The 17,659-nt window shown below is 61.0% G+C and carries 16 protein-coding genes; 6 read left to right on the top strand and 10 right to left on the bottom strand.

The annotated features are described in order from the left end of the window. The first annotated feature begins 87 nt into the window (after window positions 1–87). Window positions 88–2,271, top strand: coding sequence for a YccS family putative transporter (gene yccS / locus C4J84_RS02165; protein ID WP_124369304.1), 2,184 nt, complete (start codon window positions 88–90; stop codon window positions 2,269–2,271). 96 nt (window positions 2,272–2,367) lie between these two features. Here the strand turns inward: yccS and C4J84_RS02160 are convergent, their stop codons facing one another. Continuing rightward, window positions 2,368–3,105, bottom strand: a complete 738-nt coding sequence (locus C4J84_RS02160) for an ABC transporter substrate-binding protein (RefSeq protein ID WP_124369303.1) — start codon at window positions 3,103–3,105, stop codon at window positions 2,368–2,370. A 199-nt stretch (window positions 3,106–3,304) separates the two neighbouring features. On the opposite strand from C4J84_RS02160, the gene C4J84_RS02155 reads away from it, so the two are divergent. Further along, complete coding sequence (locus tag C4J84_RS02155; protein ID WP_124369302.1) at window positions 3,305–3,757, top strand: GNAT family N-acetyltransferase; 453 nt, start codon at window positions 3,305–3,307, stop codon at window positions 3,755–3,757. A 104-nt stretch (window positions 3,758–3,861) separates the two neighbouring features. On the opposite strand, the gene C4J84_RS02150 is transcribed toward C4J84_RS02155, so the two are convergent. From C4J84_RS02150 to C4J84_RS02140, 3 genes are read right to left on the bottom strand one after another with little or no spacing between them, the layout of a single operon-like run. Then, window positions 3,862–4,158, bottom strand: a complete 297-nt coding sequence (locus C4J84_RS02150) for a helix-turn-helix domain-containing protein (protein WP_124369301.1) — start codon at window positions 4,156–4,158, stop codon at window positions 3,862–3,864. 17 nt (window positions 4,159–4,175) lie between these two features. Further along, window positions 4,176–4,676, bottom strand: a complete 501-nt coding sequence (locus C4J84_RS02145; RefSeq protein ID WP_124369300.1) for a M48 family metallopeptidase — start codon at window positions 4,674–4,676, stop codon at window positions 4,176–4,178. Window positions 4,677–4,718: 42 nt separating this feature from the next. After that, window positions 4,719–6,824 carry a bifunctional diguanylate cyclase/phosphodiesterase gene (locus tag C4J84_RS02140; RefSeq protein ID WP_124369299.1) on the bottom strand — a complete coding sequence of 702 codons (2,106 nt, stop codon included), beginning with the start codon at window positions 6,822–6,824 and terminating at the stop codon, window positions 4,719–4,721. Window positions 6,825–7,134: 310 nt separating this feature from the next. On the opposite strand from C4J84_RS02140, the gene C4J84_RS02135 reads away from it, so the two are divergent. Beyond that, a complete protein-coding gene (locus tag C4J84_RS02135; protein ID WP_124369298.1) occupies window positions 7,135–7,800 on the top strand; it encodes a polysaccharide lyase family 7 protein in 666 nt (221 codons plus the stop codon). Window positions 7,801–8,283: 483 nt separating this feature from the next. Further along, window positions 8,284–8,577 carry a fructose-bisphosphate aldolase gene (locus C4J84_RS02130; RefSeq protein WP_124369297.1) on the top strand — a complete coding sequence of 98 codons (294 nt, stop codon included), beginning with the start codon at window positions 8,284–8,286 and terminating at the stop codon, window positions 8,575–8,577. 59 nt (window positions 8,578–8,636) lie between these two features. Here the strand turns inward: C4J84_RS02130 and fba are convergent, their stop codons facing one another. From fba to tkt, 6 genes are all read right to left on the bottom strand, one after another. Then, entirely contained in the window at window positions 8,637–9,701 is a 1,065-nt protein-coding gene (fba, locus tag C4J84_RS02125; RefSeq protein WP_003177554.1) for a class II fructose-bisphosphate aldolase, read from the bottom strand. A 273-nt stretch (window positions 9,702–9,974) separates the two neighbouring features. Next, window positions 9,975–10,307, bottom strand: coding sequence for an MliC family protein (locus C4J84_RS02120; RefSeq protein ID WP_124369296.1), 333 nt, complete (start codon window positions 10,305–10,307; stop codon window positions 9,975–9,977). 60 nt (window positions 10,308–10,367) lie between these two features. Continuing rightward, window positions 10,368–10,595, bottom strand: a complete 228-nt coding sequence (locus tag C4J84_RS02115) for a hypothetical protein (protein ID WP_124369295.1) — start codon at window positions 10,593–10,595, stop codon at window positions 10,368–10,370. A gap of 31 nt (window positions 10,596–10,626) precedes the next feature. After that, window positions 10,627–11,790: a phosphoglycerate kinase gene (locus C4J84_RS02110; protein ID WP_124369294.1), complete on the bottom strand. Its 1,164-nt coding sequence runs from the start codon at window positions 11,788–11,790 to the stop codon at window positions 10,627–10,629. 17 nt (window positions 11,791–11,807) lie between these two features. Next, window positions 11,808–12,863 (bottom strand): erythrose-4-phosphate dehydrogenase, encoded by a 1,056-nt coding sequence (gene epd / locus C4J84_RS02105; RefSeq protein ID WP_124369293.1) that lies wholly within the window; start codon window positions 12,861–12,863, stop codon window positions 11,808–11,810. Between the two features lie 138 nt (window positions 12,864–13,001). After that, the gene (gene tkt / locus C4J84_RS02100) at window positions 13,002–14,999 is read right to left on the bottom strand and encodes a transketolase (protein WP_124360904.1); all 1,998 of its coding nucleotides are present in this window, start codon (window positions 14,997–14,999) and stop codon (window positions 13,002–13,004) included. Between the two features lie 259 nt (window positions 15,000–15,258). Between tkt and C4J84_RS02095 the strand changes: the two genes are divergently transcribed. Both C4J84_RS02095 and metK read left to right on the top strand, forming a co-directional pair. Then, complete coding sequence (locus C4J84_RS02095) at window positions 15,259–16,254, top strand: metalloregulator ArsR/SmtB family transcription factor (RefSeq protein WP_124360903.1); 996 nt, start codon at window positions 15,259–15,261, stop codon at window positions 16,252–16,254. Between the two features lie 19 nt (window positions 16,255–16,273). Next, window positions 16,274–17,464, top strand: a complete 1,191-nt coding sequence (gene metK, locus C4J84_RS02090; RefSeq protein ID WP_124369292.1) for a methionine adenosyltransferase — start codon at window positions 16,274–16,276, stop codon at window positions 17,462–17,464. Window positions 17,465–17,659 lie beyond the last annotated feature (195 nt).

Raw genomic sequence — 17,659 nt, 5'->3', positions numbered from 1 at the left:
TTTTGCGGGTGGATGTGATCACCACCCTTGCCGTGGCGTCCTTGATAGCTCAATTTAGCGGCATCGTCCCGGAAGACTCCCGACTTCATGTCATCGACCTCGTTCAAGCAGTCCCTGCGGCGCCTGTGGGCACTGGATAAATTCAGCTACAGCATTCGGGTATTCATCGCCCTCACCGGCAGCATGGCGCTGTGCTGGTATCAGGATGAAATGACGCTGTTGATCCCGCTGTTCCTGGGGATTATCGCCAGCGCCCTGGCCGAGACCGATGACAGTTGGCAAGGCCGCCTCAACGCCCTGGCGGTGACGTTGGTGTGCTTCAGCATCGCGGCGCTGTCGGTGGAACTGCTGTTCCCTTACCCCTGGATTTTCGCGGCCTCCCTGGCCCTGGCCACGTTCGGCCTGACCATGCTCGGCGCGCTCGGCGAACGCTATGGCGCGATTGCCTCGGCCACGTTGATTCTGTCGGTCTACACCATGATCGGCGTGGACCAGCGTGGCGGTGCCGTCAGTGATTTCTGGCACGAGCCGCTGCTGCTGGTGGCGGGCGCGGCCTGGTACGGCGTGCTGTCGGTGCTGTGGCAGGCGCTGTTTTCCAACCAGCCGGTGCAGCAGAGCCTGGCGCGGTTGTTCCGCGAGCTGGGGCGTTACCTCAAGCTCAAGTCGTCGCTGTTCGAACCGATTCGCCAGCTTGACGTAGAGGCGCGACGCCTGGAATTGGCCCAGCAGAATGGCCGGGTCGTCGCCGCCTTGAACGCCGCCAAGGAAATTATCCTGCACCGCGTCGGCAATGGCCGCCCGGGCTCGAAGGTCAGCCGGTACCTGAAGCTGTACTTCCTGGCGCAAGACATCCACGAGCGCGCCAGTTCGTCCCACTATCCGTATAACGCCCTGGCCGAAGCCTTCTTCCACAGCGACGTGCTGTTCCGCTGCCAACGCCTGCTGCGCCAGCAAGGCAAGGCGTGCCAGGCCCTGGCCGAGTCGATCCAGCTGCGCCAGCCGTTCATTTATGACGACAGCTTCGCCGAAGCCCTGGGCGATTTGAACGCCTCCCTGGAACACCTGCGCATCCAGAGCAACCCGGCCTGGCGCGGCTTGCTGCGCTCGTTGCGCGCCCTGGCCGCCAACTTGTCCACCCTCGACCGCCTGCTCGGCGACGCGAGCAACCCCGATGCCCTGGCCGACGCCACCGACAGCAACCTGTTGGACCGCGCCCCGCGCAACCTCAAGGAAATGTGGACGCGCCTGCGCACCCAGCTCACGCCGACCTCGCTGCTGTTTCGCCACGCCCTGCGCCTGTCCCTGGCACTGACCGTCGGCTACGCCACGCTGCATGCCATCCACGCGTCCCAAGGCTACTGGATCATCCTCACCACGCTATTTGTTTGCCAACCGAACTACGGCGCGACGCGACGCAAGCTCGGCCAGCGGATCATCGGCACCGCCATCGGCCTCACGGTGGCCTGGGCGCTGTTCGACCTGTTCCCCAGCCCGGTGGTGCAGTCGATGTTCGCCATCGCTGCCGGCCTGGTGTTCTTTATCAACCGCACCACGCGCTACACCCTGGCCACGGCAGCGATCACCCTGATGGTGCTGTTCTGCTTCAACCAAGTGGGCGATGGCTACGGACTGTTCCTGCCACGCCTGTTCGATACCCTGCTCGGCAGCCTGATCGCGGGCCTGGCGGTGTTCCTGTTCCTGCCGGACTGGCAAGGCCGGCGCCTGAACAAAGTGCTGGCCAATACCCTGACCTGCAACAGCATCTACCTGCGCCAGATCATGCAGCAGTATGCCGCTGGCAAGAGCGACGACCTGGCCTACCGCCTGGCCCGTCGCAACGCGCACAACGCCGATGCGGCGCTGTCCACCACCCTGGCGAACATGCTGATGGAGCCGGGGCATTTCCGTAAGGAAGCGGATGTGGGCTTCAGGTTCCTGGTGCTGTCGCACACCCTGCTCAGCTACTTGTCGGGCCTTGGCGCACACCGCGACACCCAGCTGCCGGCCGAGGTGCGGGAGCAGTTGATCGACGGTGCCGGGCACGCCCTGGCGTTGAGCATCGACGAGATCGCCAGTGGGCTGGCGAATAAACAGCCGATTGCGATTCAGAGTGATGAGGAGGAAGCACTGGCGGCGCAGCTTGAGCAGATGCCGGATGAGATCGACGAAGGCCAGCGGCTGGTGCAAACGCAGTTGGCGTTGATCTGTCGGCAGCTGGGGCCGTTGCGGACGTTGGCGGCGCATCTGATCAAGGATACCCGCGCGGCTTAGAACGCCATCGGGGGCAAGCCCCCTCCCACATTTTGACTGTGTTCACAAATCAAAAGTGTGGGAGGGGGCTTGCCCCCGATGAGGCCCTCACAGGCACTACATCCCATGCGCCTTCATCAACCTGGCATAACTGCCATCCGCCTTCATCCTGGCAATTTCCCGATCAAAGCCGGCCACGATCTGCGCATGCTCGGGGTTCTTCAGGCTGACCAGAATATGCAGGCTGTTCTCGCTCAGCGGCTTGCCCAGGAACTCCACGGCATTGCGCACCCTCGGCGACTCCCGCGCCAGGTAGTAACGCGCCACGTACTCGTCTTCCAGGGTCAGCCGCACACGGCCCGCCGCCAGCATGCGCACGGCCATGGCAAAGTTATGCACCGGGACTTTCTGTAACAGCGCATCCTGGTCGAACGCCGCCGAATAGGCATAACCGCGCACCACGGCGATGCTTTCGTCGTGCAACTGTTCCAGGTTCTGATAATCGATAGCGTCGTCGCGACGCTTGATAAAACGCACACGGTTGACCAAGTATTGCTCGGAAAACTGCCCCAGCTGCGTGCGGGCATCGTCGTACCACGCGTTGATCAGCACGTCGTAGCGCCCATCGCCTACACCCTTCAGCGCGCGCGCCCAAGGCACCTGCTCAAAATCACTGGCGTACCCCGCCCGAGCCAGCGCGGTGCTGACGATATCCGTGGCCAGCCCGCCGTTGACCAGGGTGACATCGGTGAACGGTGGCCAACCATCCGCCACCAGGCGCAGACGCTGCGCCACCACCGGTTGAGCCAGCAGCAACACTGCAATCAAAGCAACGGCACGAGACAATCGCGGCATGCTTAAAATCCTTGGCGGGCAGGCGATGGCCTGATAACAGTAGCTCATCAATGAGCGTGCATTGCTTATTACACAAAGAAGTCGGCCGTGCATGCACTGAATGATGGCAAATTGACGCCATTCACAAAATAGTCGGTTTTAGACAGCAGCGCCGGTCGCGCTTACTATCCCTGCCAAGCCTTTGACAAGAGCGCACATCATGACGGTTGATTGGGTCTGCAAACATCACGACGATCTGGGCAAGGAACAGCTTTACGCCATCCTGCGCCTGCGCGGCGAGGTGTTCGTCGTTGAACAGAAATGCGTTTACCAGGACATTGACGGGCAGGACCTGTCAGGCGATACCCACCACTTGATGGCCTGGAACGACAATGAGCTGGTGGCCTACCTGCGGCTGCTGGACCCAGAGACCCAGGGCGGCGATGTGGTGATCGGTCGAGTGATCGTCGCACCATCGGCACGCGGCACCGGGCTGGGGCATTTGATGATGGAAAAAGCCCTCAAGCAGATCGAGGATATCTGGCCCGAGACACCGATTTTTCTGTCAGCCCAGGCGCACTTGCAGGGGTATTACGGACGGTACGGGTTTGTGGTGGCGGGAGAGGAATACCTGGAAGACGATATTCCACATATCGGGATGCGACGGGTTTGAGGGCCTCATCGGGGGCAAGCCCCCTCCCACATTTGAATGTATTCACAAATCAAGTGTGGGAGGGGGCTTGCCCCCGATAGCGTCAGGCCAGGCACTGCAAGCCTTCAGGGATAACCCAATACCCGCTTGATCGACACTAGATTCCCCTCGATCCACCGTCGATCAATCGCCCCCCAATCACGAATCCGATAACGCCCGGCATGGTTACGGGCGCCATCCTCCTGCTCGAATTCGCACACAATATCCAGATCGGCCAACGCCGCAATCGTGTCCTGCGCCGTGCGCCGGGGCATGCCAGTGGCATCGGTCAGGGCGGGGACGCTGCTGGCCAGGCCGCTGTCGATCAGGTACGCCACATACAGGCGGCGGTAGAAGCTGCTCTTGGTCTTGCTCACATCCATGGTCAATCGCCTTGTGATTAGGGCTTGCCCTGCAGATCGCGCCAGGTGAGGTACACCCGCAGGTCGAATTCCACCTGGTGGTAGCCGGGCATCATGTATTCACAGAGTTTGTAGAACGCCTTGTTGTGGTCCGATTCCTTGAAGTGCGCCAGCTCGTGCACCACGATCATGCGCAGGAACTCGGGAGCCGCTTCCTTGAACAGCGAGGCGATGCGGATCTCCTTCTTGGACTTGAGATTGCCACCCTGCAACCGGGAAATCGTGGTGTGCAGGCCCAGGGCGCGGTGGGTCAGGTCCAGGCGGTTATCGAACAGCACCTTGTCGATCGACGGCGCATTGCGCAGGTGTTCCTGCTTCAAGGCCAGGGCGTAGCTGTACAGGGCCTTGTCGCTCTGCACGGCGTGCCGCTCGGGATAACGCTGCTCCAGGTAGGCACCCAACCGGTCCTTGGCGATCAGCTGGCGAACTTGCTCCTGAAGGGCAGCGGGATAGGCCTGGAGGTATTTCAACGCGGTCATGGGGTCTGCAACGTGGTTCGGACGGGCGCCAGTGTAGCGAATTCAAAGCGCGTGAGGGTGCGACCAACCGACAACGTCCTCGGCCATCAGCGGCGCCGCCGCCCAGGTGCCCTGGATGAACGAGCAGCCATGGGCCTTGAGCCACTGCGACTGCTCAAGGGTTTCCACGCCCTCGGCGATCACCAAAACATCGAAATGCCCGCACAGCTCGATGATGCTGCGCGCCATCGCTGCATCCCGTGCCGAGCCTGGCAGGCGGGCCACCAATTGCGGGTCCAGCTTGAGGGTGTCGAACGCCAGGTCGCGCAAATGCGCCAGGGAACAACGTCCTGAGCCAAAGTCATCCAGGGCGATACGCACCCCAAGCCCACGCAACAGCTTGAGCTGCTTGGTCGATTCCTCAAGGTTACTCATCAGGCAGTCTTCACTGATTTCCACTTCCAACTGCCGCCCCTGTAACCCGTGCCTTTCGAGGACCTGGCGCAGTTGACTGGCCAGGTTGGGCATATTGAACTGGCTGCTGCTCAGGCTCACGCTCAGCACCAGCTCTTCATCGAACGCCGCTTGCCAGGCCTGGCGTTGGGCGGCGACTTGCTGGTAAATCCAAGTGCTCAACTGGCTGATCAAGCGCGCCTCTTCCAGCAACGGCAAAAACAGACCCGGCGACACATCGCCGACGCTCGGGTGCTGCCAGCGCAGCAACGCCTCGACACCGCGCAAGCGCCCGTCCTCCAGCGACACCTGCGGCTGGTACACCAAGGTGAATTCCTTGTTTTGAATCGCGGTGCGCACACTGTCTTCCAGCATCAGGCGTGAACGGGCTCGGCCGTTCATTTCCTGGTCGTAATAGCGATACTGCTGACGGCCGGCGCGCTTGGCTTCGTACATGGCGATGTCCGCCGCGCGCAACAAACCGCTCAGGTCCGAGCCACAGTCGGGAAACGTCGCAATACCGATGCTGACCCCAAGCATCACCTCCAGACCGTCGACCTGCTGGCACACCGACACCCGTTCGATCAGTTTTTCCGCAATCTTCGCCGCCTGCTCCGGGAACTCCAGCTCCAGCAAGGCAGTGAATTCATCCCCGCCCATGCGTCCCAGAATGTCGTAGGAGCGCAGGCACGCCTGCATCTGCTCGGAAACCCAGCGCAGCACGCGATCACCGGCGTCGTGGCCCAAGGTGTCGTTGACTCGTTTGAAGCCATCCAGATCCAGGTACAGCAATACCAGCGACTGCTCATTGCGCTCGCTGCGCGACAACATGTTGCCCACTGTCTGGTAGAAGCCGCGACGATTCAGCAGCCCGGTCAACGGGTCGGTCACCGCCTGGAACTCCAGTTGCTGGTGCAAGTGACGCACCTCGGACATGTCCAGCACCGTCACCACCATCGCCTTCTGCTCTGCGGGCAAGGGCGCGCAGGACAACGCCACCGGCACCTGTTGACCACGGCTGGTGCGCAAGATGGCATCGTGCAAGCGCCACGTTTCGCCTTTGCGATAGGCCTCGTACATCGGGAACCCCAACCAGGCCGGCACATGGGGTTTTTGCAGGAAGCTCAAGAAACTCTCGCCTTGCAACTCCGCCATCGTGGCGTTGAGCAGCCTGGAGATCGCAGGGTTGGCATACTCAATCACGCTGCCCTCGCCCACCACCAGAATGCCTTCGGCGGCGTTGTCCAACACCGAGGCATTGAAGGCGCGAGCGGCCTCCAGGTCATGGCTCAACCGCTGCAGGGCGCGGCGATTATGCTGATGCTCCAACAGCGCCTGCACCTTGGGCTTGAGGATATGCGGGTCGAAGGGCTTGAACAGATAGTCGATCGCACCGCTGGCATAGCCTTTGAGCACCGCGTCGGGCGACTGTGCATCGGCGGTGAGAAAGATGATCGGCGTCATGCTCGTACGCTGGCTGCCCCGCATCAGGCGTGCCACCTCGAAGCCATCCATACCGGGCATGCGCACATCCAGCAATACCAGATCGACGTCGTGGACCAGTAGCAATTCCAGGGCCTCCATACCGGAAGCGGCGGTAATGATTCGCCAGTCTTCGCGCTGCAACACTGCACGCATGCTGACGAGATTTTCCGGGTAGTCATCGACCACCAAGAGAACTGAACTGCCGTCGCCGAGGTTTGGAGCGCAATCCATGCTACGTCTCTTCCTTAAGGAACTGCACCGGTCACTTCGGGTACTTTAAACCGGACAAATAATGAGGCCTCACTCTAGCCCCGGTTATAAAAAAGCAGAAGTAACGTCGATGCCATCATTGCGCCAAAGCCGAGGCAGCCGACTAACGGTCAGGCTCTGTAGCCCGCGTACCATGGGCAACATGGCTTTTTGGCATTCCTCTGACGCCAATAAATTGCCAGTCAGTGTTAACAACTTGGTTAACACCACCTATAAAGAACCTGTGCAGCCCTCGGGCTAAAGCTTTCACCCCTCGTAAAAGGCCAACACCATGATCGACCTTTCCACCTGGAACCTGAGCATTCCGGTCGGCTCCCCGCCCACGACCATCGAAACCCCGAAGCTGCTCACCGGCTTCAATGACCAGTATTTCCAGGCCGAAGGCAGCGATGTGCAGTTCTGGACCCCTGTCACCGGCACCCGCACGGAAAACGCCATCTACCCGCGCAGCGAACTGCGCGAAACCTACGCCGACGGGCGCTTGCGCAACTGGACCTACCCCGAAGCCGATAACTTCCTGCGCGCCACGCTCACCGTCAACCAGGTACCGTCCACCGGCAAGGTTGTGATCGGCCAGATCCACGCCTACGACAGTCAGAAACCGCTGATCAAACTGGAGTACCAATTCAAGGAAAAAACCCAGACCGGCAACATCGTCGCCAAAGTGCGCATGCGCCCGGACGAATCTGAAAGCCGGGTAATCATCGTTGCCTCCAATGTGCCACTGGAAAAGACCTTCACCTATGTGATCAACCTCAACAAAGCCGGGCTGCTCAGCGTGTACGCGGCCGACAGTGAGTGGAATGAACGCATCGGCGCAGCCTGGGCCGACAAGCCGCTGTATTTCAAGGCGGGGGTGTATGTGCAGGACAACAGTGGGGATAGCAAGGAAGGGGCAAAGGTGACGTTTGCGAAGTTGGATATTGATCATGAATAGGTGGACTGGCCTCAATGCGCGTAGGCCATGTCCGATGAGCGCGAGGGTCATTCCCCAGTAAGTGCAGACACTTGAATCCCCTGTGGGAGGGGGCTTGCTCCCGATGGCGGTGTATCAGCTTGCACATGGAGTGACTGACGCACCGCCATCGGGTCCCACATTTGCCCTGCTTGGCCTGAGGATGCGGTGCCGGTCCTACAGCACCGTTGCGGCAAGGCAACTCGCCGCTTATAGTTCGCCCCGTCGCTGGCATTGAACGGCGATAGGGTTTCGCAGCCCTAACGATACGTGTGTAACCAAGCATCATGAATACAATGATGAGCGCTTCGGCGCCCGTCGTCTGTTTTATGGTGGCTGTGTGTGGGAGACCTTCGGGTCTGCCGGGTTCCTCGTATCCTCGGTCTGCGAACCCGCACACAGCTACCACCCAATTCGTTTCGCAGCGAATGGCGGTAGTCCTTTCAGATACGAGGAATATTAGCCATGACCCAACAACTTCCACCCCGCCGTTTTAGCCCCTGCACGGAAACCGCCACCGACTACCCTGTGCTTCTTATCGACAGCGAAGCCCCACTGCTCGACCTCCACGCCTGTCTGCGCGAACGCCTCAACGTCGCATTGGAACACCTCAACCTGATCGCCTGCTCCAGCCTGCCGGACTTCGCCGAGCGCGACCTGAACAACGTGGCTAACACTGCGCGTATTTTGGTACAGGACGTAAGTGACGTGTTCCGCGTTATCGAACACCGTGGCTTCGATGCTGCCAGCGTTGCCTGATCAAATTCCAAACACAAAAAAGCCCGCATCACTGCGGGCTTCCTTTTAAACGCGGAGGCTTAATTGACCTTAGCGTTCAACTCACCTTTCAAATACCGCTGGTACATCGCTTCCAACGAGATCGGCTTGATCTTCGAAGCATTACCCGCAGTACCAAACGCTTCATAACGTGCAATACACACATCACGCATTGCAGTCACGGTAGCGCCGAAGAATTTACGCGGGTCGAACTCACTCGGGTTGGTGGCCATCAGGCGACGCATCGCGCCCGTGGAGGCCAGACGCAGGTCAGTGTCGATGTTGACCTTGCGCACGCCGTACTTGATGCCTTCGACGATTTCTTCAACCGGTACGCCGTAGGTTTCTTTGATGTCGCCGCCGTACTGGTTGATGATTGCCAGCCACTCTTGCGGTACCGAGGAAGAACCGTGCATCACCAGGTGGGTGTTGGGGATGCGTTTGTGGATTTCCTTGATGCGGTCGATGGCCAGCACGTCGCCGGTCGGTGGCTTGGTGAACTTGTAGGCGCCGTGGCTGGTGCCGATGGCGATGGCCAGGGCATCTACCTGGGTCTTCTTGACGAAGTCGGCGGCTTCTTCCGGGTCGGTCAGCATCTGGCTGTGATCCAGCACGCCTTCGGCGCCGATGCCGTCTTCTTCGCCGGCCATGCCGGTTTCCAGGGAACCCAGGCAGCCCAGCTCGCCTTCAACCGATACGCCGCAGGCGTGAGCCATGGCCACGGTTTGTTGGGTAACGCGTACGTTGTACTCGTAGTCGGTTGGGGTCTTGCCGTCCTCGCCGAGAGAGCCGTCCATCATCACCGAGCTGAAGCCCAGCTGGATCGAGCGCTGGCACACGTCAGGGCTGGTGCCGTGGTCCTGGTGCATGCACACCGGGATGTGCGGGAATTCTTCGATGGCCGCGAGGATCAGGTGGCGCAGGAACGGCGCACCGGCGTATTTGCGGGCACCAGCCGAAGCCTGGACGATCACGGGGGAGTCGGTCTTGTCAGCGGCTTCCATGATGGCGCGCATCTGCTCAAGGTTGTTGACGTTAAAGGCTGGAACGCCGTAGCCGAACTCGGCTGCGTGGTCCAGCATTTGACGCATGCTGATAAGTGCCATTGTGTTGTCTCTCCCGGTCGAGGGTCGTTAATCGTGCAAGCCTGCCGTAGCGGCGGCTGCTATTCAAGTTATTGCAGATCAAGGGGTTGAGCCTTGTGCTGCTGAATCGTTATTGCAGTGTCCGGCTCACAACCTATGTCACTTTGGAACCGGATTTAATGTGGGAGGGGGCTTGCTCCCGATAGCGGTTTGCCAGACACCTGTGTGCTGGCTGACCTACCGTAATCGGGGGCAAGCCCCCTCCCACATTTGGATCTCGTCACATTCGAGACCTTATTGGGCCTTACAGCCGCGCCCAATCAAATCATCCGTGGCCGTCCAGTAAATCAGGCCTTCCTCACCCTTGGTGTGAAACGCCAGCTGATCATTGCTGTACAGCACGCCCGAAGCCGCCACGTCCTGCTTGAGGCGATAAACCTGGTCGGAACCTCCGAGGCGTACATCCACCTCAGTGCGGGCTGGGTTGGCGAAGCGCCAATTGACCTCGGCCTTGCTGTCGCAGGTCCACGTCGTCCATTTACCTTCCGGCCCAGCCTTGTCGAACATGTTCATGCTGCTGCAACCGGCCAACAAGGCCAGGGTTGCCAGGGCGATAGCGCCTTTCATTGCCAATCCTCGCAGGGCGACACAAGGCCGCCATTGCTGTGGGTTAGTGGATCAGACCCGTCAAGGGCAACCCTGTTCCTGACCGTTGGGCGCGGAGTCGTATTTCTCCAGCCGGTCATTGCCCATGCGCTTGTTGATCACCGGCATGGTCTCGGCTTGCCAGTCGGCCTGGTAGCAGTTTTTTTTCAGCGGTGCCGTGGCTTTATCCGCCTCGGGCGCCGCGCTTGGCGTGCTGCTGCAGCCAGCCAACAGGCCCACTGCTATCACCAGTGCCAACGACTTGATCATGGGACGCTCCTTTTTCCTGATCACGCGCGCCTTAACCTTTGGCTCGGGTTTCCAGCACTTCAACGGCCGGCAGTACTTTGCCCTCGACGAACTCGAGGAACGCACCGCCACCGGTAGAAATGTAGGAGATCTGATCAGCAACGCCATATTTATCGATAGCCGCCAGAGTGTCGCCACCCCCCGCGATGGAGAATGCCGAGCTTTCAGCGATGGCTTTGGCCAACACCTTGGTGCCATTGCCGAATTGGTCGAACTCGAATACGCCGACCGGGCCGTTCCACAGGATGGTCTGGGAGGCTTTCAACAGCTCAGCGAAGTTGGCTGCGGTTTGCGGGCCGATATCCAGGATCATGTCGTCGGCGGCCACGTCAGCGATGAGCTTGACGGTGGCTTCGGCGCTTTCGGCGAATTCCTTGGCGACCACCACGTCCACCGGCAGCGGCACGCTGACTTTGGCGGCGATGGCGCGGGCAGTGTCGAGCAGGTCCGGCTCGTACAGGGACTTGCCCACCGGGTGGCCGGCTGCGGCCAGGAAGGTGTTGGCAATGCCGCCGCCGACGATCAGCTGATTGCAGATCTGGCTAAGGCTGTTGAGTACGTCCAGCTTGGTGGAGACCTTGGAACCGGCGACGATGGCGGCCATCGGTTGTGCCGGAGCGCCCAGGGCCTTGCCCAGCGCATCCAGCTCAGCGGCCAGCAGCGGGCCGGCAGCGGCGACCTTGGCGAACTTGGCCACGCCGTGGGTCGAGCCTTCGGCGCGGTGGGCGGTGCCGAAGGCGTCCATCACGAATACGTCGCACAGCGCCGCGTATTGCTGGGCCAGCTCGTCGCTGTTCTTTTTCTCGCCCTTGTTGAAGCGCACGTTTTCGAACAGCACGATCTCGCCAGGCTTGACGTCAACGCCGCCCAGGTAGTCAGCCACCAACGGTACGTCGCGGCCCAGGGCCTTGCTCAGGTATTCGGCCACCGGCTTGAGGCTGTTTTCGGCGGAGAACTCACCTTCGGTCGGGCGACCCAGGTGGGAGCAGACCATCACGGCCGCGCCTTTTTCCAGGGCCAGCTTGATGGTCGGCAGCGAGGCCAGGATTCGCGCATCGCTGGTGACAACACCGTCCTTGACTGGGACGTTGAGGTCTTCGCGAATCAGTACGCGCTTACCTTGCAGATCGAGGTCGGTCATCTTCAACACGGTCATGGGTCGCAGTTCCTGAATTACTGTTGAGGTTGTTTGGAAGCCACTTGCAGATAGTGTTCTGCAACATCGAGCATTCGGTTGGCAAAGCCCCATTCGTTGTCGAACCAGGCCAGGATGTTCACCAGCCTCGGGCCGGAAACGCGGGTCTGGCTGGCATCGACAATCGCCGAATGCGGGTCATGGTTGAAATCGCAGCTGGCGTGGGGCAACTCGGTGTAGGCCAGCAAGCCTTTGAGCGGGCCGCTGGTGGCGGCGTCGCGCAATATCCGGTTGACCTCGGCCGCATCGGTGTCGCTCACGGTTTGCATGGTGATGTCCAGACAGGACACGTTCACCGTCGGCACCCGTACCGCTTTGGCCTGGATTCGCCCGGCAAGTTCCGGCAGCAATCGCTCGATACCACGCGCCAGGCCGGTGGACACCGGAATCACTGACTGGAACGCCGAGCGCGTGCGGCGCAGGTCCTCGTGGTGATAGGCGTCGATCACCGGTTGGTCGTTCATGGCCGAGTGGATCGTGGTGATCGACACGTAGTCCAGGCCGATCGCCTGGTCCAGCAGGCGCAACAACGGCACGCTGCAGTTGGTGGTACACGAGGCGTTGGACACCAGCAGCTCGGCGCCGGTCAGGCAATCCTGGTTGATGCCGTAGACGACGGTGGCGTCCACATCCGCTTCGCTGGCCATCGGCTGGGAAAACAGCACGCGCGGAGCGCCGGCATCGAGAAAACGCTGGCCGTCGGCACGAGTATGGTAGGCACCGGAGCATTCCAACACCAGGTCGACGCCCAGCGCCGCCCAGTCGATGCCCTCGGGGGTGGCACTGCGCAGTACTTTTACGCAGTCGCCATTGATATGCAGACAATCGCCCTCGACCCGCACTTCGCCAGGGAAGCGGCCATGGGTGGAGTCGAAGCGTGTCAGGTATTCGATGCTGGCCATGTCGGCCAAGTCGTTGATCGCGACAATTTCAAACCCTGCCGTCGCCCCTCGCTCGAACAGAGCACGCAAGACGCAACGACCAATGCGGCCGTAGCCGTTGAGTGCAACTTTGTAGGGACGCGGTTGGGGCATGGGGTTCTCGATCAAGGTTAGTTCGGTGTTGAATGTTCTGACGCCATCGCGGGCAAGCCCCCTCCCACATTGGACCGCAATCCAAATGTGGGAGTGGGCTTGCCCGCGATGGCGTCAGTGCAGACAACGCAGACTGGCTTAGTCTTCCAACAACTCTTCAGCCTGGCCCAGGATGTTTTCCAGGGTGAAACCGAACTCTTCGAACAAGGCGGGCGCCGGCGCCGACTCACCGTAGGTGGTCATGCCGATCACGCGGCCTTCCAGGCCTACGTACTTGTACCAGTAGTCGGCGTGAGCCGCCTCAATGGCGATACGCGCGCTGACCTGCAACGGCAATACCGATTGCTTGTAGCCGGCGTCCTGGGCTTCGAACACGCTGGTGCACGGCATGGACACCACGCGAACGTTGCGGCCCTGCGCGGTCAGCTTGTCGTACGCCTGAACGGTCAGGCCCACTTCGGAACCGGTAGAGATCAGGATCAGCTCCGGCTCGCCGATGCAGTCCTTGAGCACGTAGCCACCACGGCTGATGTCGGCGATCTGTGCGTCGGTACGCACCTGGTGTTGCAAGTTCTGGCGCGAGAAGATCAGCGCCGAAGGGCCGTCCTTGCGCTCGATCGCGTGCTTCCAGGCCACGGCGGATTCCACCGCGTCGGCAGGGCGCCAGCAATCCAGGTTCGGCGTGGTGCGCAGGCTGGTCAATTGCTCGACCGGCTGGTGCGTCGGGCCGTCTTCGCCCAGGCCGATGGAGTCGTGGGTGTACACATGGATCACGCGCTTCTTCATCAGCGCGGCCATGCGTACCGCGTTACGTGCGTACTCCATGAACATCAGAAAGGTCGCGCCGTAAGGCACCAGGCCGCCGTGCAGGGACACGCCGTTCATGATGGCGCTCATGCCGAACTCGCGCACGCCGTAGTACATGTAGTTGCCGCTGGCGTCTTCGGCCGACACGCCTTTGCAGCCTTTCCACAACGTCAGGTTGGAACCGGCCAGGTCGGCCGAACCGCCGAGGAACTCAGGCAGCAGAGGGCCAAAGGCGTTCAGGGTGTTCTGGCTGGCTTTACGGCTGGCGATGGTCTCGCCCTTGGCCGCGACTTCGGCGATGTAGGCCGAGGCTTTTTCCGAGAAATCGGCCGGCAGGTCACCGGCCAGGCGGCGTACCAGCTCATTGGCAAGCTCAGGGAACTCGGCGGAGTAGGCAGCGAAGCGCTGGTCCCACTCGGCTTCGGTGGCCAGGCCTTTTTCCTTGGCGTCCCACTCGGCGTAGATGTCGGCCGGGATCTCGAACGGGCCGTGGTTCCACTTCAGCGCTTCGCGAGTCAGGGCGATTTCCGCGTCACCCAGCGGGGCGCCGTGGCAGTCTTCCTTGCCTTGCTTGTTCGGCGAACCGAAGCCGATGGTGGTCTTGCAGCAGATCAGGGTCGGCTGCGCGCTCTTGCGAGCGGTGTCGATGGCGATCTTGATTTCTTCCGGATCGTGGCCGTCGACGTTGCGGATCACCTGCCAGTTGTAGGCTTCGAAACGCTTGGGGGTGTCATCGGTGAACCAGCCTTCGACTTCGCCGTCGATGGAAATGCCGTTGTCATCGTAGAAGGCAATCAGCTTGCCCAGGCCCAGGGTGCCGGCCAGGGAAGCGACTTCGTGGGAAATGCCTTCCATCATGCAGCCATCACCCAAAAATACGTAGGTGTGGTGATCGACGATATCGTGGCCGGGGCGGTTGAACTGCGCGCCCAAGACTTTTTCAGCCAGCGCGAAGCCAACCGCGTTAGCGAGGCCCTGGCCCAGGGGACCGGTGGTGGTCTCGACGCCTGGGGTGTAGCCGAATTCCGGGTGGCCCGGGGTGCGGCTGTGCAACTGGCGGAAGCTCTTGAGGTCATCGATGGTGACGTCGTAGCCGCTCAGGTGCAGCAGCGAGTAGATCAGCATCGAGCCGTGGCCGTTGGACAGTACGAAACGGTCACGGTCGGCGAACGACGGGTTGCTCGGGTTGTGCTTCAGGTAGTCACGCCAAAGTACTTCGGCGATATCCGCCATGCCCATCGGGGCACCGGGATGGCCGCTGTTGGCTTTTTGCACGGCATCCATGCTGAGGGCACGAATGGCGTTGGCACGCTCACGACGGCTGGGCATCGCTGATCTCCTGGGGGCTTGAACAAAGAAACGGAAAAAAGGACCGGCATTTTCCCTCAGCCACCGCCTGCGGGCAATGACAGATAGTCACTTGAAGCGGTTTTTCCTGTGGTTTGCCCGCCAATCCCTTGCAGAACTCGGATGCCGGTTCGTCCAAAGGTTATAGCGCCCGCTTATAACTGCCACTTATCGATCAATATCAAAACTTTTTGATATTGGCCTTGCGGCGATTACCACCCGTCACTAGACTGCTGGCCTTATGAACCTACCCGTGCCCTCCCTGCGTCCTGACGACGGCGATGAACTGGCTGCCCTTTGCAAGGCTGCAGGTGATCCGCTGCGCTTGAACGTCTTGCGCGCACTGGCCAACGATTCCTTCGGCGTATTGGAACTGGCGCAGATCTTCGCCATCGGCCAGTCCGGCATGAGCCATCATCTGAAGGTACTGGCCCAGGCCGACCTGGTGGCGACCCGCCGCGAAGGCAATGCAATTTTTTACCGTCGCGCCCTGCCCCACACCGAACTGCTCGGCGGCAAACTGCACGCCGCCCTGCTCGACGAAGTGGACAGCCTGGACCTGCCGAGCGACGTACAGTCACGCGTCAGTCAGGTTCACGGACAACGCGCCGCTGCCAGCCAGGATTTTTTCGCACGGGTTGCCGAGAAATTTCGTGCTCAGCAAGACCTGATCGCCGGCTTGCCCCAGTACCGCGAAAGCGTACTGGCGCTGCTGGACAAGCTGAGCTTCAGCAATGAGGCCACGGCCCTGGAAGTCGGCCCTGGCGACGGCGGTTTCCTGCCGGACCTGGCGCGGCGCTTTGGCCAGGTGACGGCGCTGGACAACAGCCCGGCGATGCTTGAACTGGCGCGCCAGCTGTGTGAACGCGAGGCGTTGGGCAATGTCCGCCTGCAACTGGCCGACGCCTTGAGCGACACCCGCCTGCGGGCCGATTGCGTGGTGCTGAACATGGTCTTGCACCACTTTGCCGTCCCCGCCGACGCGCTCAAGCAAATGGCCGGGTTGCTGCACCCCGGCGGCAGCCTGCTGGTAACGGATTTATGCAGCCACAACCAGAATTGGGCCAGGGAGGCCTGCGGTGATCTCTGGTTGGGTTTTGAACAGGACGATCTGGCCCGTTGGGCCACCGCTGCGGGACTCGTTCCCGGGGAAAGCCTCTATGTAGGTTTACGTAATGGTTTCCAGATTCAGGTCCGCCATTTTCAGCGACCGGCTGGCGACACTCACCATCGGTAAATATCAGGAAAACATCGAGATGAGCGAATACTCCCTTTTCACCTCCGAGTCCGTGTCTGAAGGGCATCCGGACAAAATCGCCGACCAGATTTCTGACGCGGTGCTGGACGCCATCATTGCTGAAGACAAGTTCGCCCGTGTGGCGTGCGAGACTCTGGTGAAAACGGGCGTGGCGATCATCGCCGGCGAAGTCACCACCACGGCCTGGGTCGACCTGGAACAGATCGTGCGCGACGTGATCACCGACATCGGCTACAACAGCTCCGACGTCGGCTTTGACGGCGCGACCTGCGGCGTGATGAACATCATCGGCAAGCAGTCCCCCGACATCAACCAGGGCGTCGACCGCGCCAAGCCTGAAGATCAAGGCGCTGGCGACCAGGGCCTGATGTTCGGCTACGCCAGCAACGAAACCGAGGTGCTGATGCCCGCACCGATCACCTTCTCTCACCAGTTGGTACAGCGCCAAGCCGAAGCACGTAAATCCGGCCTGCTGCCGTGGCTGCGCCCGGACGCCAAGTCCCAGGTCACCTGCCGCTACGAAGGCGGCAAAGTGGTGGGTATCGACGCCGTCGTACTGTCCACCCAGCACAACCAGGATGTCTCCTACAAAGACCTGCGCGAAGGCGTAATGGAGCTGATCGTCAAGCACGTACTGCCTGCCGAGCTGCTGAGCAAGGACACCCAGTTCCACATCAACCCGACCGGCCAGTTCATCATCGGCGGCCCGGTGGGCGACTGCGGCCTGACCGGTCGCAAGATCATCGTCGACAGCTACGGCGGCATGGCCCGTCACGGTGGTGGCGCGTTCTCCGGCAAGGATCCATCCAAGGTCGACCGTTCCGCAGCCTACGCCGGTCGTTACGTGGCCAAGAACATCGTCGCCGCCGGCCTGGCTGAACGTTGCGAGATTCAGGTGTCCTACGCCATCGGCGTGGCCCAGCCTACTTCGATCTCGCTGAATACCTTTGGTACCGGCAAGATCAGCGATGACAAGATCGTCAAGCTGGTGCGCGAGATCTTCGACCTGCGCCCTTACGCGATCACCACCATGCTCGACCTGCTGCACCCGATGTACCAGGAAACCGCAGCCTACGGCCACTTCGGTCGTACCCCTGCGCAGAAGACGGTCGGCGACGACACCTTCACTACCTTCACCTGGGAAAAAACCGACCGCGCCAACGACCTGCGTACCGCTGCCGGTCTGTAATCGTTCGCGGCTGCCAAAGCCCCGCCAGGTTCGCCCGGCGGGGCTTTTTGATTTTCAAAGGTTGCAACAAAATCGTTGAAACCGAGGCCGAAGTCGACGCGGGCCAGCAAATCGGGCGGCCGAGGCTGATAACCACGACGCGCCGGACACGTTGGACGGCTGGTTCAAGCACGCAGAAACACCCGGTAAAAAGCC

It is taken from the genome of Pseudomonas sp. R11-23-07, from assembly GCF_003852295.1.
GTDB lineage: Bacteria > Pseudomonadota > Gammaproteobacteria > Pseudomonadales > Pseudomonadaceae > Aquipseudomonas.
Note: the sequence above shows the minus strand (reverse complement) of the source record. Positions and strands in the feature narration are given on the sequence as shown.